The sequence below is a fragment of the Pseudomonas urmiensis genome (genome assembly GCF_014268815.2).
Classification (GTDB): domain Bacteria; phylum Pseudomonadota; class Gammaproteobacteria; order Pseudomonadales; family Pseudomonadaceae; genus Aquipseudomonas; species Aquipseudomonas urmiensis.
On record NZ_JABWRE020000001.1, the window covers coordinates 2,870,896 to 2,892,747 of the forward strand.

At 60.8% G+C, this 21,852-nt stretch carries 42 protein-coding genes; 13 read left to right on the forward strand and 29 right to left on the reverse strand.

Annotated elements, in window-relative coordinates; translation table 11 throughout:
• Positions 1 to 13: 13 nt before the first annotated feature.
• The 11 genes from HU737_RS12795 to HU737_RS12845 all read right to left on the reverse strand — a co-directional run bounded on the left by HU737_RS12795 (position 14) and on the right by HU737_RS12845 (position 8,019).
• Positions 14 to 400 carry a hypothetical protein gene (locus tag HU737_RS12795; RefSeq protein ID WP_186554903.1) on the reverse strand — a complete coding sequence of 129 codons (387 nt, stop codon included), beginning with the start codon at positions 398 to 400 and terminating at the stop codon, positions 14 to 16.
• A gap of 1 nt (position 401) precedes the next feature.
• The gene (locus HU737_RS12800; protein ID WP_186554905.1) at positions 402 to 770 is read right to left on the reverse strand and encodes a hypothetical protein; all 369 of its coding nucleotides are present in this window, start codon (positions 768 to 770) and stop codon (positions 402 to 404) included.
• Positions 770 to 1,066 (reverse strand): hypothetical protein, encoded by a 297-nt coding sequence (locus HU737_RS12805; protein WP_186554906.1) that lies wholly within the window; start codon positions 1,064 to 1,066, stop codon positions 770 to 772. Before HU737_RS12805 ends, HU737_RS12800 begins: the two co-directional genes overlap by 1 nt.
• A gap of 42 nt (positions 1,067 to 1,108) precedes the next feature.
• Positions 1,109 to 2,077 carry a major capsid protein gene (locus HU737_RS12810; protein ID WP_064314667.1) on the reverse strand — a complete coding sequence of 323 codons (969 nt, stop codon included), beginning with the start codon at positions 2,075 to 2,077 and terminating at the stop codon, positions 1,109 to 1,111.
• Between the two features lie 9 nt (positions 2,078 to 2,086).
• Entirely contained in the window at positions 2,087 to 2,833 is a 747-nt protein-coding gene (locus HU737_RS12815; RefSeq protein WP_186554908.1) for a DUF6651 domain-containing protein, read from the reverse strand.
• A gap of 124 nt (positions 2,834 to 2,957) precedes the next feature.
• Positions 2,958 to 3,107 carry a hypothetical protein gene (locus HU737_RS12820; protein ID WP_186554910.1) on the reverse strand — a complete coding sequence of 50 codons (150 nt, stop codon included), beginning with the start codon at positions 3,105 to 3,107 and terminating at the stop codon, positions 2,958 to 2,960.
• Positions 3,108 to 3,189: 82 nt separating this feature from the next.
• On the reverse strand, positions 3,190 to 4,266 hold the full coding sequence (locus tag HU737_RS12825; protein WP_186554912.1) for a hypothetical protein: 1,077 nt from the start codon (positions 4,264 to 4,266) through the stop codon (positions 3,190 to 3,192).
• Positions 4,266 to 5,645: a DUF4055 domain-containing protein gene (locus HU737_RS12830; RefSeq protein ID WP_186554913.1), complete on the reverse strand. Its 1,380-nt coding sequence runs from the start codon at positions 5,643 to 5,645 to the stop codon at positions 4,266 to 4,268. The genes HU737_RS12825 and HU737_RS12830 overlap by 1 nt, the downstream gene beginning before the upstream one ends.
• Positions 5,646 to 5,647: 2 nt before the next feature.
• Complete coding sequence (locus HU737_RS12835) at positions 5,648 to 6,943, reverse strand: terminase large subunit domain-containing protein (RefSeq protein ID WP_186554914.1); 1,296 nt, start codon at positions 6,941 to 6,943, stop codon at positions 5,648 to 5,650.
• Positions 6,930 to 7,391 carry a DUF2280 domain-containing protein gene (locus tag HU737_RS12840; RefSeq protein WP_186554916.1) on the reverse strand — a complete coding sequence of 154 codons (462 nt, stop codon included), beginning with the start codon at positions 7,389 to 7,391 and terminating at the stop codon, positions 6,930 to 6,932. The genes HU737_RS12835 and HU737_RS12840 overlap by 14 nt, the downstream gene beginning before the upstream one ends.
• A gap of 31 nt (positions 7,392 to 7,422) precedes the next feature.
• Entirely contained in the window at positions 7,423 to 8,019 is a 597-nt protein-coding gene (locus tag HU737_RS12845; RefSeq protein WP_186554918.1) for a putative metallopeptidase, read from the reverse strand.
• 82 nt (positions 8,020 to 8,101) lie between these two features.
• Here HU737_RS12845 and HU737_RS12850 point away from each other — a divergent pair, with 82 nt between their 5' ends.
• Positions 8,102 to 8,413, forward strand: coding sequence for a hypothetical protein (locus HU737_RS12850; protein ID WP_186554919.1), 312 nt, complete (start codon positions 8,102 to 8,104; stop codon positions 8,411 to 8,413).
• Positions 8,414 to 8,479: 66 nt separating this feature from the next.
• On the opposite strand, the gene HU737_RS12855 is transcribed toward HU737_RS12850, so the two are convergent.
• The 17 genes from HU737_RS12855 to HU737_RS12935 form a co-directional block, all read right to left on the reverse strand.
• Positions 8,480 to 8,749 carry a hypothetical protein gene (locus tag HU737_RS12855; RefSeq protein WP_186554921.1) on the reverse strand — a complete coding sequence of 90 codons (270 nt, stop codon included), beginning with the start codon at positions 8,747 to 8,749 and terminating at the stop codon, positions 8,480 to 8,482.
• Positions 8,749 to 9,060 carry a peptidase M48, Ste24p gene (locus tag HU737_RS12860; RefSeq protein ID WP_186554923.1) on the reverse strand — a complete coding sequence of 104 codons (312 nt, stop codon included), beginning with the start codon at positions 9,058 to 9,060 and terminating at the stop codon, positions 8,749 to 8,751. Before HU737_RS12860 ends, HU737_RS12855 begins: the two co-directional genes overlap by 1 nt.
• Positions 9,061 to 9,205: 145 nt before the next feature.
• Positions 9,206 to 9,751 carry a hypothetical protein gene (locus HU737_RS12865; RefSeq protein ID WP_186554924.1) on the reverse strand — a complete coding sequence of 182 codons (546 nt, stop codon included), beginning with the start codon at positions 9,749 to 9,751 and terminating at the stop codon, positions 9,206 to 9,208.
• Entirely contained in the window at positions 9,748 to 9,894 is a 147-nt protein-coding gene (locus HU737_RS12870) for a hypothetical protein (RefSeq protein WP_186554926.1), read from the reverse strand. The genes HU737_RS12865 and HU737_RS12870 overlap by 4 nt, the downstream gene beginning before the upstream one ends.
• Positions 9,891 to 10,517 (reverse strand): recombination protein NinG, encoded by a 627-nt coding sequence (locus tag HU737_RS12875; protein WP_186554928.1) that lies wholly within the window; start codon positions 10,515 to 10,517, stop codon positions 9,891 to 9,893. The genes HU737_RS12870 and HU737_RS12875 overlap by 4 nt, the downstream gene beginning before the upstream one ends.
• Positions 10,514 to 10,744 (reverse strand): hypothetical protein, encoded by a 231-nt coding sequence (locus tag HU737_RS12880; RefSeq protein WP_186554930.1) that lies wholly within the window; start codon positions 10,742 to 10,744, stop codon positions 10,514 to 10,516. Before HU737_RS12880 ends, HU737_RS12875 begins: the two co-directional genes overlap by 4 nt.
• On the reverse strand, positions 10,741 to 11,211 hold the full coding sequence (locus HU737_RS12885; protein WP_186554931.1) for a hypothetical protein: 471 nt from the start codon (positions 11,209 to 11,211) through the stop codon (positions 10,741 to 10,743). The genes HU737_RS12880 and HU737_RS12885 overlap by 4 nt, the downstream gene beginning before the upstream one ends.
• Positions 11,208 to 11,426, reverse strand: coding sequence for a hypothetical protein (locus tag HU737_RS12890; RefSeq protein WP_186554933.1), 219 nt, complete (start codon positions 11,424 to 11,426; stop codon positions 11,208 to 11,210). Before HU737_RS12890 ends, HU737_RS12885 begins: the two co-directional genes overlap by 4 nt.
• A complete protein-coding gene (locus tag HU737_RS12895) occupies positions 11,423 to 12,229 on the reverse strand; it encodes a hypothetical protein (RefSeq protein WP_186554935.1) in 807 nt (268 codons plus the stop codon). Before HU737_RS12895 ends, HU737_RS12890 begins: the two co-directional genes overlap by 4 nt.
• The gene (locus HU737_RS12900; protein WP_186554937.1) at positions 12,216 to 13,121 is read right to left on the reverse strand and encodes a helix-turn-helix domain-containing protein; all 906 of its coding nucleotides are present in this window, start codon (positions 13,119 to 13,121) and stop codon (positions 12,216 to 12,218) included. The genes HU737_RS12895 and HU737_RS12900 overlap by 14 nt, the downstream gene beginning before the upstream one ends.
• Entirely contained in the window at positions 13,118 to 13,354 is a 237-nt protein-coding gene (locus HU737_RS12905; protein WP_186554939.1) for a hypothetical protein, read from the reverse strand. The genes HU737_RS12900 and HU737_RS12905 overlap by 4 nt, the downstream gene beginning before the upstream one ends.
• Positions 13,351 to 14,166 (reverse strand): Rha family transcriptional regulator, encoded by an 816-nt coding sequence (locus HU737_RS12910; RefSeq protein WP_186554941.1) that lies wholly within the window; start codon positions 14,164 to 14,166, stop codon positions 13,351 to 13,353. Before HU737_RS12910 ends, HU737_RS12905 begins: the two co-directional genes overlap by 4 nt.
• 128 nt (positions 14,167 to 14,294) lie before the next feature.
• Positions 14,295 to 14,507: a hypothetical protein gene (locus tag HU737_RS12915; RefSeq protein WP_186554943.1), complete on the reverse strand. Its 213-nt coding sequence runs from the start codon at positions 14,505 to 14,507 to the stop codon at positions 14,295 to 14,297.
• A gap of 20 nt (positions 14,508 to 14,527) precedes the next feature.
• Positions 14,528 to 14,734, reverse strand: a complete 207-nt coding sequence (locus HU737_RS12920; protein WP_027907143.1) for a hypothetical protein — start codon at positions 14,732 to 14,734, stop codon at positions 14,528 to 14,530.
• A gap of 69 nt (positions 14,735 to 14,803) precedes the next feature.
• Positions 14,804 to 14,983, reverse strand: coding sequence for a hypothetical protein (locus tag HU737_RS12925; RefSeq protein ID WP_039615331.1), 180 nt, complete (start codon positions 14,981 to 14,983; stop codon positions 14,804 to 14,806).
• Positions 14,984 to 15,001: 18 nt separating this feature from the next.
• Complete coding sequence (locus HU737_RS12930; RefSeq protein ID WP_039615332.1) at positions 15,002 to 15,190, reverse strand: hypothetical protein; 189 nt, start codon at positions 15,188 to 15,190, stop codon at positions 15,002 to 15,004.
• Positions 15,191 to 15,220: 30 nt separating this feature from the next.
• Positions 15,221 to 15,436, reverse strand: a complete 216-nt coding sequence (locus HU737_RS12935; protein WP_009397152.1) for a helix-turn-helix transcriptional regulator — start codon at positions 15,434 to 15,436, stop codon at positions 15,221 to 15,223.
• A 103-nt stretch (positions 15,437 to 15,539) separates the two neighbouring features.
• Between HU737_RS12935 and HU737_RS12940 the strand changes: the two genes are divergently transcribed.
• From HU737_RS12940 to HU737_RS12950, 3 genes are read left to right on the forward strand one after another with little or no spacing between them, the layout of a single operon-like run.
• Complete coding sequence (locus HU737_RS12940; protein WP_186554945.1) at positions 15,540 to 16,346, forward strand: XRE family transcriptional regulator; 807 nt, start codon at positions 15,540 to 15,542, stop codon at positions 16,344 to 16,346.
• A 30-nt stretch (positions 16,347 to 16,376) separates the two neighbouring features.
• Positions 16,377 to 16,703: a hypothetical protein gene (locus HU737_RS12945; RefSeq protein WP_186554947.1), complete on the forward strand. Its 327-nt coding sequence runs from the start codon at positions 16,377 to 16,379 to the stop codon at positions 16,701 to 16,703.
• Positions 16,696 to 17,001, forward strand: a complete 306-nt coding sequence (locus tag HU737_RS12950) for a hypothetical protein (RefSeq protein ID WP_225915613.1) — start codon at positions 16,696 to 16,698, stop codon at positions 16,999 to 17,001. Before HU737_RS12945 ends, HU737_RS12950 begins: the two co-directional genes overlap by 8 nt.
• Positions 17,002 to 17,041: 40 nt before the next feature.
• Here HU737_RS12950 and HU737_RS12955 read toward each other — a convergent pair whose 3' ends face one another.
• A complete protein-coding gene (locus HU737_RS12955) occupies positions 17,042 to 17,368 on the reverse strand; it encodes a DUF1654 domain-containing protein (RefSeq protein ID WP_186554949.1) in 327 nt (108 codons plus the stop codon).
• Positions 17,369 to 18,153: 785 nt separating this feature from the next.
• Between HU737_RS12955 and HU737_RS12960 the strand changes: the two genes are divergently transcribed.
• The 9 genes from HU737_RS12960 (at position 18,154) to HU737_RS13000 (ending at position 21,602) form a co-directional block, all read left to right on the forward strand.
• A complete protein-coding gene (locus HU737_RS12960; protein ID WP_153302495.1) occupies positions 18,154 to 18,297 on the forward strand; it encodes a hypothetical protein in 144 nt (47 codons plus the stop codon).
• A 68-nt stretch (positions 18,298 to 18,365) separates the two neighbouring features.
• Entirely contained in the window at positions 18,366 to 18,989 is a 624-nt protein-coding gene (locus tag HU737_RS12965; protein ID WP_186554950.1) for a hypothetical protein, read from the forward strand.
• 240 nt (positions 18,990 to 19,229) lie between these two features.
• Positions 19,230 to 19,514: a hypothetical protein gene (locus tag HU737_RS12970; protein WP_186554951.1), complete on the forward strand. Its 285-nt coding sequence runs from the start codon at positions 19,230 to 19,232 to the stop codon at positions 19,512 to 19,514.
• Between the two features lie 11 nt (positions 19,515 to 19,525).
• Positions 19,526 to 20,032 (forward strand): DUF551 domain-containing protein, encoded by a 507-nt coding sequence (locus tag HU737_RS12975; protein WP_217838532.1) that lies wholly within the window; start codon positions 19,526 to 19,528, stop codon positions 20,030 to 20,032.
• A 20-nt stretch (positions 20,033 to 20,052) separates the two neighbouring features.
• Positions 20,053 to 20,319 (forward strand): hypothetical protein, encoded by a 267-nt coding sequence (locus tag HU737_RS12980; protein WP_186554953.1) that lies wholly within the window; start codon positions 20,053 to 20,055, stop codon positions 20,317 to 20,319.
• A gap of 14 nt (positions 20,320 to 20,333) precedes the next feature.
• A complete protein-coding gene (locus tag HU737_RS12985) occupies positions 20,334 to 20,750 on the forward strand; it encodes a hypothetical protein (RefSeq protein ID WP_186554954.1) in 417 nt (138 codons plus the stop codon).
• The gene (locus HU737_RS12990; RefSeq protein WP_186554955.1) at positions 20,747 to 20,938 is read left to right on the forward strand and encodes a hypothetical protein; all 192 of its coding nucleotides are present in this window, start codon (positions 20,747 to 20,749) and stop codon (positions 20,936 to 20,938) included. Before HU737_RS12985 ends, HU737_RS12990 begins: the two co-directional genes overlap by 4 nt.
• Positions 20,935 to 21,150 (forward strand): hypothetical protein, encoded by a 216-nt coding sequence (locus HU737_RS12995; RefSeq protein ID WP_186554956.1) that lies wholly within the window; start codon positions 20,935 to 20,937, stop codon positions 21,148 to 21,150. The genes HU737_RS12990 and HU737_RS12995 overlap by 4 nt, the downstream gene beginning before the upstream one ends.
• Positions 21,147 to 21,602 (forward strand): hypothetical protein, encoded by a 456-nt coding sequence (locus tag HU737_RS13000; protein WP_186554957.1) that lies wholly within the window; start codon positions 21,147 to 21,149, stop codon positions 21,600 to 21,602. The genes HU737_RS12995 and HU737_RS13000 overlap by 4 nt, the downstream gene beginning before the upstream one ends.
• Positions 21,603 to 21,852 lie beyond the last annotated feature (250 nt).

A 21,852-nucleotide genomic window follows, 5' to 3' on the forward strand; every position in this document is an offset into this window, starting at 1 on the left:
CCGCGGGCCATGGTCACTTCCTCAGTTGAATGGTCCAGGTGGCCTTGGCCGCGTCCTGTCCGACGTTCATGACTCGGTAGCCGCTGATGCGATCACCGATGGCTGGGGTAGCAGGGTCGTCTGTGACCGTGCCGCCGTCCTTCACGAGCAGATCGCTCTGCAGCGCCTTGAGGCGCACGTCTGTCGCCAGGATGCGCGTACCGTCGATCTCCCGGGCCTTGTACTGGCCGAAGACACCGCGACCGACATAGTGCAGCGTTGTCGCTGGCGTACTGCCGCCCTTCTCAGGGTCATAGGTGCCAGGTACAGACCGGCTGCCATCAACCACAGCCACTGCGTCGGCCAGATCCGTATCGAAGGCCTGAGCCAGCTCGGCCTGTAACTCGCGTCGAAGCCCCATGTCACCCCCTGACGATCTTGACCTGGCCGGTGCCTAGATACCGCGCCAGCAGGGCCAAGGCGAAGGACTCACCAGCGCTGATGGCCTTGGACGTAGCCGAGTAGGTCTTGCTGCTCGACACCCCGTCCGCATCCACGGACTTGCTTAGCACGCCGGTTTCCTTCGCCTGGAACAGGTTGCCAGCCGCCGCCTCTAGTGCCACCTCTGCGCCCGCCTGCACGACGTCGGTGGGAACCGTGTCGAACTCAGGCAGGCCCTGGTTGGTGAGCCAGGTGTTGGCCATCAGCACCGCACGCGCCTTCTTTTCATCCGGCGCCCAGGTCTGGCCCAGCAGAGCGTCGACCTGCTCGATGCTGATGTAGGTGTTCATTACTTGGCCTCGTCCAGCAACTTCTGCAGGTCTTCCAGGCTGGCCTCAGGCCCGAACTGGACGCCCTTTTCGGTCAGGGCCGCCTGAAGCTTTGCCTTCAGCTCGGCCTCTTCAGCAGCTTTCTTTTCAGCTGCGGACTTGCTGGCCTTGGTGGCTTTACCTTCCTTGATCGGCTCGGGATGCTCATAACCGTCCGGCGCGAACGTGGCGTCGATGATTTTGTAACCCTTGCGACGCAGGTAGGTCTTGCGCTCTGCCGAGACCGGGTGTTGCTCGTAAATGATGGTTTCGCTCATGGCGATCTCCTGAGGAAGGCGCCCCGAAGGGCGCGGTACCGGTTACTTGGTGGCGTCGCCGATGGTCATGACGCCGGCCGAGCCCTTGATGCTGTTCGCCACCAGGTCCCAGTTGGTGCCGGTGGACAGCTCGGAGTTGGTCGGCGACTTGCCGCCGTTGGCGGTGTCCCAGGTGTAGCCCTTGAGGCCCAGGCCGAAGGTGTAGTCGGCCTGCATGGTGGTCTCGATGCGCTCCTTGCCGTTGGAGGTTTCGATGTTGGTGATCAGGTCGGAACCATCCATCACCATGGCCGCGCCGTCGGCCAGGCTGAGCACCTTCTGCTTGTTCGGGGTGCCGGCCTCGTACAGCGCCGGGGCGTCGGTGACTATGACCGACTTGCCCAGCACATCGACGACCAGAACACCGCCCGCTTGGAACAGCTGCTGGTTGTTGGCCAGGTTCTTGCCGATCAGCGCGTGGTACTGGGCGCCGGTCATGACCTGGGCGATCAGTCGTGCCGAGGCGTCGCCGAACAGCGCGTGGGCACCGTTGATGGCGATGTAGTCGACGCCAGCGGTAGCCGACACGTCGTTGAGCGCGCCCGGCTGGTTGCCGATGGCCGCGACCAGCGCAGCAATGGCGGTGTTCAGCTGGTCCGAGACGATGGCTTCGGACAGGTTGCGGCTGATGACTTCCAGCGCTTCCTCGGGGTTTTTCTGCACCCAGGACAGCTGCGCAGGCTCCCACAGGATCGGGCCGAAGCCGCCGGCGATCTTCACCGAGTCGTACTGTTTCTGCGACAGCGGGGTCGCCGCCTGGTTGCCATTCGCGGCGTAACGGTCAACGCGACGCTGAGCGCCGTGCAGGCCCGCCCAGAAGGATTCCTGCAGGAAGTCACCGTCGATACCTTGAGTGGTCAGGCGAATCGATCCAGCCGAGGCGGCGTTGAACTTGTCGACGTCCTGGGTCAGGGTTTCGATGGTGGCGTGGCGAAGGTATTCGTTGAACACCTTCATGTTCGAAAGGGCCATTGGGCCTCCTTATTCGCTTGCGATCAGGCCTTTCATGGCTTCCAGGCGCTCTGCCTTGGTGCCACCGAAGTTGCCCTGTGTGGTTTTGTTGCCACCACCGCCGTTCGGTGCGCCGCCGCCATTGGCACCGGAGCTCTTCAGGATGTGGTCGCGATGGGGGTACTGCGAGACGAGGGTTTCGAGCGCTTCGTTGAAGTCGGCCAGCTCACCCGGGCGGCTGCGGCTGAAGATCTTCTGGCCCTGGGCGTCGTAGGCGACGACCTTGCCTTCTTCGATCTTGAAGCTGTTGCCGAAGGTGGCCTGAACCATGTCAGCCGGAACCGCCATCTTCTCGGCGATGAACTGCGAGCGGGCGAAGCTGCCGCCGATCTTCTCGGCATACAGCTGCTGCTCGAAGCCCTGCGCCTTGGTGTTGGCTTCGTCGAGCTGGGTCTGGAAGGCCTTGCTGATCTCGCCCTTCACCTTCTCGATCTCGCCGGCATCCACCAGCTTCTTGGCGTCGAGGTTGGCGACGATATCCAGGGCTTTCTTGGCGGCCGCGGCATCTTCGATGCCTTCGAACGCCTTGGCGGTCTTCTCGAAGCCGTCGGCGCGCTCGCGGTGCGACTTGGCCTCGGCATTAAGCCGGGTGATGGTGTTGCGGGTGCCCACGGCATCGAAGGCGACCTCCTTGCCATCGTCCTCGACGTAGACCGGCTTGCCATCCTCGATCACGGCGTACTGCTTGCCATCCACTTCAACGGTCTTGAGTTTCATGTCGTCTCTCTGGGCCATCCGGCCAGTTGATGAGCCATCCGGCCCCAGTTGCGCCCCGTCCATCCGAACCGCAGGCATAAAAAAGCCCCGGCAGATGCCAGGGCTCGTAAACGCGTATCAGGTATTAATCGTTGAGGTCAGAAGTTCCTGACCCCCTCGTATCGCAATCTGTGCAAATCCACTTTCCGTTACGAAGGACGGTTGCAATTGCACCGTCATCATTTTCACACAGGCGATCGTCGTCGTGATGCTCCAGCTCGTCTTTGTCGCTCATAGGTGCTCTCCTAGCAATGGAAGGCACAGCTTAGACGAGCCCCAGCCCCGCGAACAATGGGTTAATGAGCCGTTGAAGAACGTCATTCAAGTTTCAAGCGAAGCTCTTCAAGCGTGAGCAGCTTGCCCTTGTCGTTGTAGAAGGTGCTGAGTTTAAGCCCGCCCTCACGCATCAGCCGGCCACGCTCCGGGCCAAGGATCTCGTCCTGGCGCGTTGCTGACTGCTTGCTCAGCCATTCGGCGTAGGTGGTCAACCCGGGTACTTGGCCGTCCATGCTCGCCCGCGTTGCGCCGTCGCTGAAGCCCAGGGCCTTGGCGCTCTTGAGCACCGGAACCTTGGAGGAGCGGCAGCAGAAGTGGATGCGCCCGGGCCCGGCCAGCCACGGGATCGTGTGGCCGATGGGCTTGTAGGTGCCCAGGGTGTAGGGCATCCGGTCGCGGATCCGGCAGTCGGACGACGTGTGGTTGTCCAGCGTACTGAGCCACTCCACGTGGCTGATGATGTCGCTGTTGGCCTCGTACGCTGCGTCGCTGGCCGTTTCGGCTGTATGGGATACCGCAGACCGCACCACCGCCTCAACGTCGCGCCTGGCCTTCTGGAGGGCCCCGTCGGCGTATTGCTGAACCCGGCTACCCATGACCGTGCGGACGATCTCCGCAGTGGTGCGCCCCTCGACCACGCCCGAGCGCACAGCGTCGCGCACTGTGGCGGCGCGGCTGGACTCGATGCCAGCCATCCACTCCCTCAGCAAGCGCCCCTGGAACGGTCGGGCCTGCGCGATCGACTTCACCGCGCTGAACGCTGGGGAGACGACCGGGTATGCATCCTGCACCAGGGCCGGGAGAATGGCCCGCAGCGTGCTCTGCTGGAACGCCAGCTCGTAGCTGATCAGCCCGTCGGTCAACTGGTCCATGGCCAGGCGGATCTCAATGAAGGTCTGCTGGTTGATCCGCAGCACCGCCGACAGGGCGATATCGACAGCTGCGGCCGACAGGTCGGTGCCGAGATTCTCGATAGCCTCGATCAGCGCCGCGCGAAGGTCGGCGTCTTTGCTGTTGAGGATCTTGATGATGGTCACGACCTGGCTGTTGCTCAGCCTGGACAGGTCGACCTCATGCCCGATCAGCTCGTTCAGCAGCTTCTCGTTGGCCGTCTTCATCACAGTGCCCCGAGGGCCGGGCCTTGGGCCTCGATCTTCGCCCGCTCATCGTCCCAGTCGTATTCGTCGCTGATCACGCCGCGGCGCTGCATCTCGGTGAATAGCGTTTCCTTGGAGATCATGCCGGCATTGGCCATCGAAACCAGCGTCGGCAGGGAGACCTCTGGCATGAAGTCGACGTCGTAGTTGCCGCGCATCTCGACTGCGCCACCATCGCCCAGGCTGCGGTACTCGGCCATGAACTGGAGCAGCTGCGCCAGGCAGTCGCCGAAGTGGTTGGACATCCGCTGCAGGGGCGACAGCTCTTGTGCCGCCTCCTCCTCAGCCTGGGTCGCGGTCTTGGTCGCGGCCTTCTCTGGCGTGAGCAGCTTGCCGCCAGCCATCCGCATCTCATCGAGCAGGTCTTTCAGCGCGGTTCTACCTGCCTCTACTGCCTTACCGGTGTGTTCCACATACTTCAGGTCGCCATTGAGAGGCAGGTCGGTCAACGACCCGGTGCCGACCTTGAACTCGGGCGGCATCACCTTGCCCTGGTCAGTGAACTGCATCTGCACGCCGATGCGAGCCAGGATCGGCACGCGGATGACGTGCAGGATGTTGTCCTGGTCGCTCTGGCTCTGCCAGTGCTTGACGTTCAGGTGTGCCAGCTCCAGCAGTGGCGGCTTGGCCGTCATGAAGCCAGTGCGGCCGGTGTAGAAAGTGACCCAGGGGATGCGGCTCAGGCTGTTAGTGCCCTCCTCGTGCAGCACCCACGCGGCCTTTGTTGTGCCGCGCCGGTACGTGCGCCATTTGCCAGGGAGCAGGACGCGGATCTGCTCGACGCTTTTGGCGCCGAACTCACCCTCCTCCTCCTCGACTACCTCCCGGTAGCGGACCATGGTCAGGACGCCGCCCTTGGAGCGCCAGCCGAGGACCTGCGAGGGCCTCACCAGAACTGCATAGGGGCGAACCCCTGCAGCCTGCTCGTCGGCCTGAGTCTTCAGGTCGCCGGCCGGCGGGTGATCAACGAATGCGTGGCAGAGGCCTAGCCCCAAGCCATCACGGAAGAACTCGACAGCCCAGGAGTTGAGATCGTTACCGGCGCGGTCGATGTCCGTGGCCATCTCAGCAATCTGCTCGGGCACATCGTCGCCCAGCTGCAGTGGCTCGGCGAACACCCGCGAGGTCATATTGCCGACCGTCTCGGAATACGCCGGCAGCAGGGTCGAGAGGCGCAAGCGCTCCCGGTAACCTTCGTCCGACTCTGCCGGGTACTGCGGCAGCAGCCTCTTGCCCGCCGCGCGCATCGCCATCGTACCGCCCATGAGTGGCGTGATCACGGCCCAGTACCCGCGCATCTCGTCGACGGCGGGAAGCGTGATGCTTGGGTTATCGCTCATGGTCACATTCTCAAGGATTGGGTCACGATCACTGGTTTGACGATCGGATAGTCATGGTGGATGAAGTAGCCGCCAGCGTCGTTGGCATGGTCATTACCCTGGCTCTTGTCCGGCTCACCTGTTGGCGCCCAGATCTGCTGCTCGAGGCAGTCGGCGTAGGTTGGGCAGAGGTCGGTGTTGACCCGATAGCGTCGCTCGCCCGCCGAGTTGCAGAACATGGCGTTCATGGCGTTGATCCGGTCTTTCACCGGCGGGTTTGCCTCTGGGGCCATCACGGTGAACCCGGCCTGGCGAAGCAGCTCAAGGTCAGTGGTGCTCGCATTGACCGATTTCCGGCCTTTGCCCGAGGCATCAGGGAAAACCAGAATCTCGCGCGTCTTGCGGTAATTGCCCTCGGCGTACAGCCAGTAGCGCTCCTTGATCTGGCGGATCATGTCGGGCGTGTCGTAGCCGTTCATGATCTCGCCCACCGCATGGGGCATGCCCAGGCGCTTGACGTGGACGATGGCCGACATCTTGCCGACGTTGAAGTCCATGCCCACGAAGATAGGCTCGCCGTGCTGCACAGACTCGTGGCTGCCGTTCAGCTTGCGGTTGTAGGCAGTGTAGATCGACCCGGAGTTCAAGTTGACGAACTGGCCGTTCAGGTAGGCCAGGATCAGCTGCTCCGGGTAGGAGTCCATCAGGGATGGGATGTAGTCCGGCGGCAGATTCAGCTCGTTGTCGAACGTGCTGGCCTGCACCAGGCCGTACATGCCCTGCATCGCTGGCTTCTCGCGCAACTGCTTCACGAACTGCTGGAAGACGAACTTGAACCCCTCGGGGGTCGTTGTGACGTCTACGCCGTTCTTGAGCCCGTCCACGTTGTAACGCATACGGGCGATGATCTTGCGCCAGGCGTGCTCAGCCTTGAGCTTGGGCAGGACGTCGAGCTCATCGACCAGGGCATGACCGATCTTGAAGCCAACGATGGTCTGCGGCTTCTCCATCGAGCGGCAGATGGTCGTGCTGCGGTACTGGCCGCCGCTGTAGAACTCGACCTCCTTGTCGCTCTCCTTCGTCTTGACCTTGAGGCCCCAGTCGAAGGCGACCTCCTCGATGGTCGGGAAGAAGATATCGCGGATCTGCGGGTACGTCGGGGCGAAGTAGCCGGAGTTGATCCTGGGCCATTCCCAAACGTGCTTGCAGATGCCAGCGCAGCCTACCCAGGTCTTGCCCGAGCCGAAGCCGGCCACGAAGCCGCGAAACTTGTGCGGCATGTTGATGAAGGTGGCCTGCGGGCAATTAAGCGTCGGCATCGCGCTTCCTCGCATCCATCACGGTTACCTGCACGGAAGTAGGTACCGCGTTCTCCTGCGGCACATCCGCCTTGGTCTGCCGGTTCACGTACACGTCACCGACTTCCTTGGCCGCCTGCTCCAGTAGCTGGGCAGTCAGCGCCATGTTCTTCATGCTCTCGGCCTTCTCGGCCATCCTGCCCAGCGCACGGAGGCGGTAGGCGCGGTGCGCGATCGGAATATCTGCCGTCTCGGCCGTGAACCGCTCCCGGCATGCATGAAACATTTCCACCCATCGCTTGGCCAGGCCACGCCCGGCGTACTTAGTTGGGTCATGCCCTTCGCACACCTGGCGACTGACATCTACCCCAAATTCTTTCTTGACGGCCTCCACCACCTGGCTGGGTGTATCGAAGCAGGCCAAAGCCTGAACAATGAAGGCTTTGACCTCGCTTCGTAGTGCTGCCATGTGAATATCATCCGTCAGGACCTGTCAGGATTCAGGCCGACTTGAGCAGGCAGGTTCCGCAGGCCCTCGAAATGTTGATCTTGGCCACCTCGGGCGGCCGGCTTGCAGCGTCGATCAGCTGCTGTACACCTTCGTTGGCACCGTAGCGCCTGACCACACCGACGAACTCCTCAACGTCGTGGCCACGCAGGTAGAGCTTGGGCATGCCGTCCTGGGTGAACTTGGGAGCGCCGTACTCATCGGTCGCCTGGGCGATGTGGTACAGCTCATGCTCGACCAAGGCGCAGAACTCGGCATCGGTGCACTGGGCACAGTAGTCAGCGGCCAGCGTGATGAGGTAGGTGGGCTCCTCGCCGAACCACTCTCGCATCTGCTGCTCTTGCCGAGCCTTCTGCCATCCACCGGCGCGGAACATCAGCTGCTCGGCCTGGCCAAGCACTACCCGCCCCTGCTTGGCGAACCCCGTCGATGCCCAAAGCACACCGATGTTAGCGTCGATCAGGTGAGCATGCTCGGGGTTATGGATGCTGCCTGTAGGAGCCAGGATCTCGCTCTGTACCCAGTCCCATACACCGGTTGCCGGGCGCAGGGTAAGCCAGAGCGATTCGAGAAGGTCAGCAGGAGGCATCGGTCTGCTCATAGCTCACCTGGACCTTGAAAGAATGGCGAGTAGCCATTATTAAACTCCCAGTCCAACACGGAGTGTCGACATGGTTAGCTACCCAATCTATGTGAAGCGCAACACTTATCGCGGGCGCGATGCCAGGAAGCAGGCCAAAGCAAGCTCAGAAAACCGGGACGCTTCGATTCTCGAAGATACTGTTAACCGGCTGCTGAAGCAGCAGACGCAGCCGATTAAAACGTACCTGTGGTCTGAGATCAGCAGAGAGTCTGGACTCGACTTCGAGATTGTAAAGAGGCTCGGGTACAGCATTGATTGCGGATCAAACGGGTTCACCGCCACAAGGCCGGGTCTCTCCCAGGATGAATTCGACCGAGCCATGCGCGGTGAAGAGGTTTAACTCCGAACCCCGAAAACGTAACTACTCCGCGCCACGAAACGGCGCACCTCTGTTTTGTGGTGCGGGTCACGCAACCTTGAATACGTGCCCACGCCGCGCCCAGGCATACAGGACGATCCCCGCATGCACCATCACGCCGAACGGGCTTACCAGCTGGCTTTGCATGGCGCCAAGGAACGAGCCAAAGGCGCCGATTGCTACCAGGTAGAACGCGACGGACAGCATGGGCTGATCTATCGGGCGCACCCGGCGTAGGTAGTCACAGGCGGCGATCACCACCAGGACGCACAGGAAGGCGTCCGCGGCTGCCATCGCCGACACGATGGTCGTGTTCATCAGGTAGCTCCTTTGGCTCCGAACTGTCCTACCAGTGACTTCAACACTGGGATGATGTTCATTGCCAGAAGGCCTATCAGGAAGGCCACGCCGTATTGGGTTTCACTCCCGGTCTCGAGTTTGAAGAAGCTGATTGCGAGTGGAGTGCAGAAAACTGCTGAGGTGAAGCCAGTGAAGAAGGCCGCTACGGCCTGGCCACGGGTGAGGCCTCGCAGGAACGTCAGAGAGAGGATCGCCCCGGCGAAGCCACCAATGATCACGCCGTACTTCACCAGCAGGACGCCGGCGGTCGTGCTTGCTGGTTCGGGCATAGGTTGGTCCTGGTCATGCAGGCCCGATTGAGGGCCTCTTACGGGCAATAAAAAACCCGGCACTGAGGCCGGGCTTATTTTGGTCACTCCTAAACGCGCAGGAATGACAGGATGGGTGCATATTGGCTCATTGGCTCACTCGGCGTCAAGCGACATTTGCCACCAAAAGGCCTTCATGGTCGAGGATGTGCTGCGCCTCGGTCAAAGCCTCGTTCACAGCGCTCTCCAGCGCCTTACGGATATCCCGCCTCCAGCGCTCTTGAGTCTTGATCGGATGAGGCTCGTTGCTCCAGTTGTCCATCTCGTACCAGGCCGCGGGCAGAACGCTTGTGCTGCGTTTCCCATCCACTCCCGGCAGCTTAGGCATTGCCCAGGTTAGGATTGCGCAGTGGCGGAAACGCTCCGGCGCCGGAGAACGATGCGTGCGGGTGATCTCCTCTATCGCTGCGTGCTTGCGGTCGACGTGGGTCGAGTACTTCGCCACCAGATGCCGCCAGTGCTCAGGGGTGAGGTTTTTGTGCAGCCGGCTGAACACCATGCAGTCGAAGAGGAAAGCAGCCTCCTTGCCCACGATAGCGCCCTTCTGCTTGGCTGCTTGGACCTTCGGCTCAAAGTCGCACCCGCCCGCGCTGTTGATAGTCTCAGCCGCCAGGGCGCGGACAACTGCCGATACCACATTCTGGTAATTCATTCCCCACCCCCTACACGCTTGGACTTTCTCAAAATGAATTCTTCGTAGCTGCGCTTTCGAGCCAATGCAGCGCCCCAAGCCAAGACCGCGCCGGACACCACAAGCATCGAGGCGAGGATGAAAAATGCCCATTCCACGGTCATGCTGCTTGCTCCTTGAGCTGTTTGACCTTTGCCCGATATAGGGCCTTGATGCCTTTGAGTTCTTCGATGGTGTACCGCTGGGCCTCATGAGGGCCTTCGAGTCTGTCGACGCGCTCCTGGCCAATCTTCTGGATCAGCCGTTCGCGGTAGCCCTGAGCAACGGTCCGGCCTTTGGCGGCGTACTTGCCCGAGCCGCCATTGCAGGACTTGAGCTGTTTGTGGCAGTTGTCTTCGTCGAAGCGAAGCTCTGGGTAAGCGCCTCGACTGAGGAAATGGCCAGCGTCCCACTTACCTCCGGTCAGCCAGTCCTCGCCGGGCCCGTAACTACCGCAGCAGATGCAAGGCTCGTCCTTGTCGCGCAGCCGGATGAAGGTGTTGAACTCGATCTGGGCTTCCCGGATGTAGTCCGCTCGGCTCTTGAGCTTCTGCTTGCGCACCTGGATCTCGCGGCGCTCACGCTGGGCGATCGCCTTCCGCGCCACCGCCTGGTTCTCCGGCTTCTTAGCCAGGTCCAGCGCACACGCCACGCTGCAGGCCTTCTGCGTAGAGAGCGATGGCCGGAACTTCTTACCGCAGGCCTTGCAGGTCTTCTGCTTCACCTCCTTGAGAGCTGTCCGTGTCATGCCGATCTCCAGATCTGCGAGCGAATCTTCTTGCCGTTCTTCTTCGCGTCGCGCTTCACTTTGCGCAGCTCGTCCTGCACCTGCTCCAGGGTCATTTCGCCCGATTCCAGCCTGGCGACCAGTGCCTGCCTCACCTCAGTGCTGTCAGCAACAATCCCCTGCTCCTCTGCGATCTGAAGAGCTACGCGCTTGTCCGTTCGGCGGTCGTACCAGTCACGCCTTCTCATGCGGCCTCCTCCCCAAGCAGGTCAGCGAAGTGCACGCCGCGGGCGGCAAACTCCTCGACGATCCGGTCCGTGTACTGGCAGCCCTGGGCACGATCAAAGAGGCGGGTCACCGGGAAGCCATCCGGCCCGAACATGGCGCAAGGGCCCATCATGCGCAGCTTCACGTCGTAATCCAGGTGGATGAACGACTCCGCCCAGCCGGTGCGGAACTCGGGGCAGCCCGCGCGCATGATCGGCACGCCTAGGTGCAGCTTGCAGTACCGGCGCACGTCCTCGATGTCACCCATCTCGGTGCTCTTGGCGATGCGCTCGTACATCGCAAACCACAATGCGTTTTGATCCAGGGTCCGATCCTTACCCGGGCGCATGCTGACCACTACGAATTTCTTGTCGCGGAACAGCCTGGTCAGCATCGTGATGGCCTCGGATAGCTTGGCCTGGCAGTTGACGCTGATTTTCTCGGTCATGCCGCCACCTCCTGCAACTGGGCGCCCGCGGCGCGTACTTGAGCGGCCAGCTGGTCGATCTCCGCCAGCAGCTCCAGCGCAACCTCTTCCACGGTCATCTCGCCGAGGAATGCGTCCAGGGCGTCGGTGTGGCGCTGCAGCTCAGCGTCCCCCGCCCGCCAAGCAGCAACAACGGACCACAGCAGGGGCTGGAGAGTTTGCTTGTCGATGGTCATACGCCCTTCCCGGCCGGCTCCCCGGCGCGCTTGATGTTCAACTGAGCAATGGCGACGCGGGTCTGTCGCTTGCGTAGGTATGTGTCGACGCGACGGCGCTGGGATTCCTTGGCGCGCTCACGGTCTTTCTTGGCCTTGGCCGCCTTGAGGATGCAGCGCACCTCGGCGAGCTTTTCCCGGGTCTTGGCGCTGGCCTGCGGGCGCACTTCACCGGTCAGCAGGCCGGCGATGGCCTGGCCGTCATCGGTGATGGGCGCTATGCGCAGGTCGGCCAGATACTTGGCCCCGATCTCGTGGGTGATGAGCTGGGCACGGACGGCGGATTCGATGGCCACCACGCGGCGCCCAGCGTCGTACCCCAGCGACACTTCCCACTTGGCCGGCTGATCCTCGGCGCGGGCGAAGCTCACCAGGCGCTCGTAGGCGCTCATGAAAGCCATTCGGGCGCCGACCTTGTCGCCAGCTTCAAGAATCGGCTCGGAGGCGATCATTGCTTGGCGGATTTCTGTGGTGAGCACCACGGTCTCGTGCTCATCACTGGCCGCCAAGGCAATCGACCACGCCTCATCCTTACCGGGACGGGAATCAGCCGCGTGGATGTGCTTGAGGACCATGCCAAGCGAAAGGCGCCCTGAAGGCTCTCTACGGCACGCACGAAGCGCGCCCTTGATCACGTCAGGGTGATAGGCCGAAAGGTCCTCAGCGATGAGCTGCGCGCCTCCAGCGCTGATCACCTGCCCCATTGCCTCAGCGGTAGCGCAGATAGCACCGGCCAAAGAGGCGGTTTGTTCAGAGGAAAGCATTCCGCTGCCCTCCCTTGCCGTTCAGGATTGAGTCAGCCGCTTCCTGCGCCGCATTTATGTTCGCTTGGGTCTGCTCCTGCTGGCGGGCAGTCGTGGAGTTCATCTGGCGGTTGGTGACCCACTGGGTGTGGTAGGCCTCGGCCTTGGCCAGTAGGTCGCCCAGGTTGTGGCAGCCGTTGATCAAGCGCGCGTCGTTGATCGCCAGGAAGTACGCGGCCACATGGTGGGCGACCTCTATGCCGAGGCGGGCAATCAGCTGACCAACCTGCCCGGCGGTCTTCGCATTCCAGACCGGCCAAGCGTGGTAGCGCTTGCGATAGGCCATTGCATAGTTCGCCCAAGCCTTGAAGGTTTTGCAGGACTGGTCCTTCGGTCCTGGCATATCAGCTGGGATCTCGCAGCGCGGTTGCTGAGCCGTGAACGGAACCACGATACCTTCCGCGACCATGGCTTCAGCCTGGGTCGCAACAGGTTCAGTGACTGGTTCCTTTACTGATTCAAAAGAGTGACTGGTTCTGGGTGCATCTCCTGCACTACCCCCTAGTGAATCTGCTGCACTAGGGGGTGAACCTGGTGCACTACCCTGGTGAATCTGCTGCACTACCCCTAGTGAATCTGCTGCACCACTCAAGGTGAGGTAGTAGACGTTCGAGGAGTTGCCCTTTGGTCCACCCTTGCGGATCTCCTTGCGCAACAGGCCAGCACCGCACAGGGTGTTGATGTGGTTCATGACCGATCGCTTGCTGATCTCGCACTGATCAGCGACGTGTTGATACGACGGCCAGCATTCGCCCATATCGTTGGCATTGTCGGCCAGCTTGATGAGCACCAGCTTGCGCAGCGGGTTGCCGACCTTGGTCTTCATGGCCTTGACCATCAACTCCATGCTCATGGCGTCACCTGCCGCGGCGCGAGCTGCCAGAGCGTATTGTTGCTCTGCGACTTATCAGAAACGACCAGACCCATCTTCTCCATGCGGTCGAGCTCCTGCCGGATCTTCCGCGTGCCGATCGCGCCATGCTGAAGGTGGTGGCGGAACCACCAGGTGCAGTACCAGCCGCGGGCCGACAGTTCGGGCTTGCTCATGTAGGCGACGATGTCGTCGCGGAGCTCTTGCCTAGTCATGCTGCACCCCGCACGGCCTTGTCGTGGGTGTGCAGGCCGTCCCAGTTCTTCTTCATGGGCAACTCACCAGCCAGGTACAGCTCGTACAGGCGCACGGCGCCCTTGCGCAGCAGGATCGGCGTGTAGCTGATGAACGCCTCGCGCCCGTGCGGCTTGATTTCCTGCTGATGCTCGGTCATGTACTTGTCGCGGGCGTAAGCGGCGACACGGTAGCGGGTACCGGACTTGCTCTCGTTGTAGAGCCAGTTGCGGCCCTCAAGGAAATGGCCCACCTGCATCACGTTGACCCCATTCAGGCCCTTGCAGAACTGAACGTGGCTCATGCCTTCCTTGAACAGGTTCTCCAGGTGGTCAATCTTCTTGGCCTGGGCCTGGACTTCTACGGTCAGCAGAACTCGAGCCTTTTCGGCGGCTTCCTTCTGCTCTACCTGGTCTGCCCAGGCGCGCGCAGCAGCCGCTGGATTGGTGAAGTCAGGTAGCGCGACAGCGACCTGATCCTCCAGCTCGCGCCAGCGCTTGATTACGGCCATGCGCATTGCAGCGCTGTAGCCTGTGAGCAGGCAGTCGGTATGCTCGCGATCCAGCCGGTACTCGGTCTGGGCGCGGTTCTGGCCGTCCAGATAGGTGCATCCAAAAGTGGATGCATCTTCACCGAGGTCGGCGAGCAGCTTTTCGATGTCGCGCTTGACGTGGAAGTGCTGCTTCCCGGTCAGGTCAGCGATTTCACGCGACGACATCGTGCGCGCCACGAAATCGTGGTTCGCATTTTGTGGCGCGAGCCTTTGTAGGGCCTGTACACTTTGGGTCTGCATAGGTAAAATTCCTGAACAGAGTTTTTGTTATGCAGAGAGCCGGGCCGCAATCCCGGCTTTTTTGTCTCTGCGATTTGGCGTCCCTTATGAGGGACTGGCGCCCGGGTCCCTAATTAGGGATCGGACGGTTACCTCGGCGCCGCGAACGGCACTACGTTGCTGCTGTTGGGCTCCCCCCGCTGCGAGAGGAAGTGCGTGGCCTTCTTCAGGATCTGCGCGGCCAGCTCATCGGTGCTAACACCGACCTCTTCCGCCCAGGCCTCCAAGTCCGCAAAGTCACCCCTGCGGAACCGGGCTATCTCCACGTCGTGCTGCTGTACTGCTTCGTTTGCAGGCGACATTCATCCTCCCCTGGACCTATTCAGGCCCTGGCCTTCTTCTCGTTGATCAGCGGCAGGTGGCCGTGCTCTTTCTTGAACGCCAGAGCGGCCAGGATGATTTCCCGCGCCAGCACGCTGTGCTGCGCCTTGAGCTCCAGGGCGTAACCCTTCAGCTCGTTGAAGTCCTCGTCATCCAAGCGGACCTTGACCTGGTGGTCGTGGCGGTGTGCTTTGTCGTCGTAGGCCATCAAGTGATCCCCTGCTCGCTGCTGCTTCAGTAGGTCGGTCGGGCTTATCAGTTACGCGTCAGGGCCTATTCAGGCCTTTCGGTGGAACGGCATTACTGCCCCCCGCGGACTGCGGGGCTTTGTTCGGTTGGCCAGTTCACGACGGATCAGGTCGGCTGCGAGCGCTTCAGGGCTGATGCCCCGTCTCGTCGCCTCTCGCTCCAGTTGCTCCATCAGTCCCTGGTCCAATCCGATGTCTTCAATCGGCATGGGGCCTCCTACGGGCCTTCAGGCCACGTTCTGATCGCCGGTATTCTCCGAAGCCAAGGCGGCCAGCTGAGCCTCGAGCAGCTCACGACAGAGCACGGCGCGCTGGGTGCGGTGAAACTTGGCCAGCGCCTGAATCAGTTCGAACGTGTCCTCATCGACCCGGACCTTGATCTCGCGGTCATGCAGGTGATTGCGGTTGGCGTACATGCGGGAGTAGCTCCTTGCAGTTGGAATTGGTTAGGCGGCGACTTGTGCCGGCGGGAACGCATCATCAAGGGCGCAACTGGCGCCCAGGACGTTCAGCGCTTCCACGATTTGGCGCGCCTCTTGAAGGCCTGGATTCCTGAGGCCTGATTCGTAATTCGCCAGGCGGGACTGATTCCAGCCGAGCTGACGGCGCAGCGCTGCCTGGGTAACGCCAGCCCTTTCGCGGATCGTTCGGACTTGGTTCATACGGTCTTCCTCCATTGATGACCGAAGGATAAACACGAACCGTGTTAATTGCAATCACAATAAGTGAAAGCCGGGTATTTCGTTTCGTGATGAAATTCGGCGCATGAACGAATCACTGAGCCAGCGCATCAAGCGCCTGAGAAAAGCCAAAGGGATGTCCCAGGCCCAGCTAGCTGAGGCCTGCGGCTGGAAATCGCAATCCCGAGTTGGTAACTACGAGGTCGGCACACGCGAGCCTACCCTGGCAGATATCGCCTCGATGGCAGCAGCCTTGGGCGTGGATCAGTCCGAGTTGCTCCTGAATTCGCCTGCGCCAGAGCCAGCTGCCGCGCCTGAGCGGAGCATGGCCGACCTTGTGAAGCAGATGCTCGCAAAGAGCGGAAAAGGCTTTTCCGAAGAGGCGCGCCGCCGACTTCTCGCAGCAGCTGAGGAGCCGCAACCGTCAAACGTGATTGAGGCTGAGTTCTCCCGCCCTGGCCTGGTTGGTGATGAGGTGTGGATAGCCCACTACGATGTCCGGGCGTCGATGGGCGGGGGTCAGAACGCGCACGATTTCCCAGAACTGATCAAGGACATTCGCGTCAGCCCGAGCCATCTCCGTGAGCTGGGCGTCGAGTTCGAAGAGCACTTCCACCTGAAGGTGGTCACCGGCTGGGGCCAGTCGATGGAGCCCACCATCAAGCACCGTGACCCGCTGATCGTGAATATCAACGTCCGCGAGTTCGTGGGAGACGGGATATACCTCTTCGTCTGGGATGACCTGCTCTACATCAAGCGCCTGCAGGTGGCTGATGAAGAGCACTACGAGATGATTTCGGACAACCCGAGGCACAAGGATCGTCTGATCCGCCGGGACATGACGTACATCCAGGCCCGGGTACTGCTGGTTTGGAATGCTCATTTGGTTTAGCGCCGTATCGCAACTCGCAAGAAGGAACTCATGGATTTCTCTGATGATGTGCATCAAGAGCCCGACATTGAGATAACCCTTGATCAGTTCAAGGATTTTCTGTTCGAGGCAGAGCGGAGTGACAAGTGCCCAGTGTGCCCGCATCGCGGGGCTTGGAACTTCTACATAGATAAGGCGCGCGGCCTTGGCGGGCAATCGCTGATGGCGCTAACGCCCATGATCTCAAGGTACCCAGAGTCTGAAGAGGACACCTATTACGTTCTGACCATGGATTGCCCTCAGTGCGGTTACATGAGCTACACGAACTCCAAGGCAGTTCTGGAATGGCTTCGCTCCAAGGAGAAGGGCGATGAGTAACATCATCCAAGGCGGATGGAATGACAAAAATGGGTCCTCACGCCATACTGGCGGCAACGGAGGAGGATCTGACTTGGAAGCTCGCGTTGCAAGACTCGAAACCCATGTCGAATACATCCGGCGCGATCTGGATGTAATGACTGCGGATCTGAAAGAGGTCCATAGCGATTTGACATCGATCAAGCGCCGCATGGCCTATCTAGGTGGTGCTGGATTTGTCGTGGCTGCAATATTTGCATGGGTCATCAACAACCGATTCGATGAGATTGTAAAAATCCTCACGAAGGTAGCCGGGTAGAATCCTGGAAAGCCCGCCTCGGCGGGCTTTTTCATGCCCATCAGAAAGGTGCCTCCTCCTCTACCCTCTCTTCCTCCCAATCCCTCTCCGCGACCAGGTCGTCTCGATCATCCGCGCTCTGCGGCTCCCACCGAACCGTCACGCTCTCGTCATCATTGAACGTCAGGTCCAGCTCCGGCGTCTCGGCCAGCAGGCCCATCACCTCCTCCCACTCCATGTCACCGTCCGTGTCCAGGCGATGGATCGTCACCCAACGCTGAGCCTGCGCGATCGGGTGATTGATCATCGACGAGACCCGCAGCCCCAAGCGTTCCAGACCGGTCATCTCCTGGCGCGCCTGCGGCACCGACTTCTTCTGCTTGGCCATTCCTTCCTCCATTAACTGTACATCCATCCAGTATTGAGCAGAGCATACATCACGCCTTGTGAAAGGTGAACACGCTTCGCTTGGAAGAATTTCAACACGGCTTCGAAAAAATAAATCACATTTCGTGTTGACACGAAAAACACATTGCGTGATATTTGCCTCAACACCGCAGTCACTCACGAGGGACTGCAGAGGCCCTCACAGGCCGCCGCTCTTTCACATTGATGGGAACCTCGCGGATCGATCCCGGCAACGGCACAGCGCGAGCAATAAATTCGATCCCCATGCCAGCTCTGGAACTGGCCAGCTCGAAATCAGGCGGAACGTCAGCACGGCAGGAACATTGGCCGGGCCACGGAAAGCGGATGGAGGGTTGCGCTGCAAACGCTCCCTGCCGGGATGCCCTCAGAACGGGCGTCAGTGCCTGGCACAGCGCGAGCAGCGATTAACCAATAGGAGGAACCAGCCAATGAAGTAGCAAGACCAGCCGGAACACGGACCGGCACCACACGACGGACTGCCCCACTCAATGGGCCGCCGAGCTGCAGTTGGCAGTCGTGTAGCGGACACATGATCCCCATGACCACCACGCCAAGGCCGAACGACGCGAGGTGTTAGGGAAGCTCAAGGCCAACCGAACTGAGAGCAGGGCCTTCGGCGGCTGAGCTCGAACGACCACTGTTGATGCAATGCCCCGGCCTGTCGCCAGTAGCGAGGCCGGGATTTCACCAGGTGCCATTCCACGAGTGGCATCTGGGAAATCAACCGCCCTGGAGGGCAAGACGATGCGCAAAGTACTGGTTAGCGTGCGAGTTCCCATGATGGGTGATGTGGTGCTGATGTCGGTGGCGATGATGCAGGGTTGCGACTATCGACCTCTGATCGAAACCTGGGATGGGGCGCCTTTCGTAGCTGTCGTCTTCCACTGATTCCCTGACAGCCGGAAAGACGGCCCGATGCCCTGCTCCCCATCGCAGGCTCTAACTGGAGAAACCATATGCCACGCCTGGTCTACGGCGTCGGCGTGCGCGACCTTCCCTATCAGATCGCTGGGCAGGATGGCTCCCCGCAGCGGGACCCCTGCTACGCGAAGTGGTCGGACATGCTGATGCGCTGCTACTCCACGAAGTACAAATCGAAGTACCCAAGCTATCAGGAATGCAGCGTCGCCACAGAGTGGCACACCTTCTCTGTATTCCGGGCCTGGATGACAAGCCAGAACTGGCAGGGAATGGTTCTGGACAAAGATTTGCAGGCCCCTGGCTGCCAGGTATACGGACCGGAAACATGCTTGTTCCTACCTGACTGGCTGAACGCATTCCTTTCCAGCTTCAGCTCAAAGCGCTTGTCTTTGCCGATGGGAGTTTCGCCAGAAGGTGAACGCTTCATTGCCAGGTACGGCGCCAAATCTGAGCAGATCCGCCTTGGCCTATTTGATACGGCAGCAGAAGCACATGCCGCCTATCGCAAGCATCGGCTCGCCCAGCTGGAAAAGAGGTTTGCCAGGTACGCAAGCCTCGATTCGATTGACCAGAAAGTCGTTTCTGCTCTGCAAAGGTTGATCATGCGCGAGCGATCAAGCCTTCAGGATCGTTCACCGATGCAGTTTTCATCGATTTAAAACGCATCACCGTGATCCTTATGCAGGTTAAGGCTCACCGCTGTAAGGATTAATCGACGCGTACCGCAGGCGAATCCGGGTCCTACCCGGCCAGACCAGATGCATGTGAGGTAGCGCTCACCGCCTGCACCCTTCCCTTCACTTCGACCGCATTGGCGGGTGCCAGGCTGGCTTTTCACGCCCAGTTTGGTCACTGCGCCTGGCATCCGACCAATGCGGTTGGCTACCGAGGTTCCCGCAATGAGCAAAGAAACTGGCGGCCCTGCCTTTCCAGCGCAGATAAACAACAGCGGCAACGCAGCTATCAAGGGTTTTAACGGCGAAGAAATCAAGCCGCACACCTTCAGCGCTTACCCAGGCATGAACCTGCGCGACTACTACGCCGCGAGCGCCTTGCAGGGCTTGCTGTCCTGGGCTGGCGACGAAGCCAGCGGCAGCTATCACTCGAACAGCGACCCGGCTCACACGGCCAGCATGGCCTATGAGTACGCCGACGCCATGCTCGCCGCCCGGGTGAAGCCATGAGCGTGTTTAGGATGTGTGCTGACTACAGCGAATGGCCTCGGTTTGGCGACTTCGCAGTGGTTGAGCAGAAGCGCCACGGCGTGTCGAACGAGATGTACTACCACAAGGTTGTGGCCACCCTCGTTTCCAACAGCTGGGTTGATGTGCCGGTCCAGTCGCCTGCGACCGAAACCTTGCACGACAGCTCGGAGCGCGTCGCCATCGTTATCTGCTGCGGCGTTGATGAAAGCAGGACCTACTGCGTTCGCGTGGCAGATCTGCACAAGGTCGAGGTCTCGCCTAGCCCGAGTGAAGCCATGAACGGCTGGATCAAGTGCTCTGAGCGCATGCCTCATCTGCCCAAGGGTGGCGGCAAGGCTTGGGTAATCGCCTACACACCAGCACGAAAAGCACAGAGCGCTTTCAACGGCGCCCGCTTCCTCTACTGGAATGGCATTGACTGGCGCTACGGGGATGGCTCGCGCTTCGAGCACCGCGTGACTCACTGGCAGCCGCACCTCACTCCACCCACCGAGTAAACCACCACCTGGAGGCGTCCATGGCCTCGACAGTTCAAGTTGCCTGCCAATGGTGCAGGAAGGCATTCACCGCCAGAACAGCTGATCGTAAGCGCGGCTGGGCACGCTTCTGCTCTAAATCCTGCAAGGCAAGCAAGCAGGAGAAACGTACCGGGCAGAACGCTGCGTTTCACGAGCGCAGAGTTGGAAGCGGCAACGGCTTCTTTGATGACGATGACGTGATGAGCGAAATCTCGGATATGGACTTCGGCGCCAGTGATGGCGGCGGATACGAGTCAATAAGATAACCCAGGAGGCGACCATGGGCGCACTTCGAGCAGCACAATGGCGGTATGACCATGCTGAGTCGGATGACGACTCGGCGCATCAGGAAGCGGCGCAGAACTGGATCGAGAGCAAGGCCGAGGAGCTGGTAGGCGGCTGCGACGTTCTGATCCCGCAGCGCTTTGGTGGCCCGGTAGGGGTGCGTCAGGATCAGTTCGTGGCCAAGGTCGCCGAGCACCTGAGATCTATGCAGGAGGCCGAGCAAGACGATATCACCGCTCTCGCCCAGCTCCTGCTGCAGGCTCAGGCCGGCGGCCCGGTGAAGAGCATGGTCGAGGATGTCGTCGGCCAGAGCGATCACGTCAACGGCAAACTGTACGAGATCGCAGAAACGATGCTCGACCAGTACGCCGACCAAGGCCTGCAGTACGAGGCAGACGAGGCTCGCCTATGAGCCCGCACGTATTAATCGATAACGAGCTCGATGCCATGGCCGACCCGGCAACGCCGGCGTCTTGGCAGGCCATGGTCCTCAAGCTCCTCACCGAAATGCTGGCCGACCAGCGCATCACCATTGAAGAGTTCAACCACTACTGCGGGCGCCTCAACAAGATCGTTGATGGGCGCAAGGAGGTTGCATGACCACGCCTATTTTCCCGTCGATCATCGACGACCAGGTGGCCGAGGCTGCGCATGCCCTGCCAGATGACCGCATCCTGCTGGTATTCAAGGGCCTGACCATGGCGGACGCCATGAATCAAGCGCGCCTGGCACACATCGAGAACCCGGCGGCCTGGTCGGGCCGGGCCTACCTCTGCGGCATGTGCACCCTGGCCTATGAGGTCCGGTTATGAAACTTGAGCGCTCGATACTCATCACCCTGGCCGCTCATGAATCGGTCTTGCAGCGGATCAAGTCATTGACGGCCGACATCGGTCTTCACCTTGGTCGATGTGAGAACCGCTTCGACTTGATTGGACCGAAGCCTGCCAATCCACACCCAGAACTTGGCGATCTTCCTTGGCCGAATGGTAGCGAAGAGCATTGGCAGATCCTGTATGACGAGAAAAATCGCCGCAAGACGCACATGTGGGACGCATTCCGAGAGTGGTCCCAAGACGAAGATCGCGGCCTGAATGACAAAGAGGTGATGGATTACCTGCTCAAGCAAGGATGCGTGCATTGCACCAGGGCCTTTTACTTCGTCAGAGAGCGCAAGAAGGCGCGCCGCGACCTTGGAAACTTCAGGCGGTCACTACGCGCTTTGGGAAAGTCGGCTATCAAGGCTCTGGAGCCTAAGTCATGACCAGCTACCAACGCGCACGCCGAATCGCCACCTGGCGCGGCAGCTTCATCGCCCTCACCTTCTGCACCGTCTGGCTCCTCCTGAGCGCCCTTGCCGGCACCATCACTTCTTGAATTCACACCCGGCGCACGGCGGGCCTTCGGGATAACCGTACCCCTTCGGGAGCGTAAGAGGCGAGAGCGCGCAACCATCCACCGCAGCCAGGGCCTGGAGCGTACCTCCGTGCCTGGGTGACCTGGCGATTCCCTAT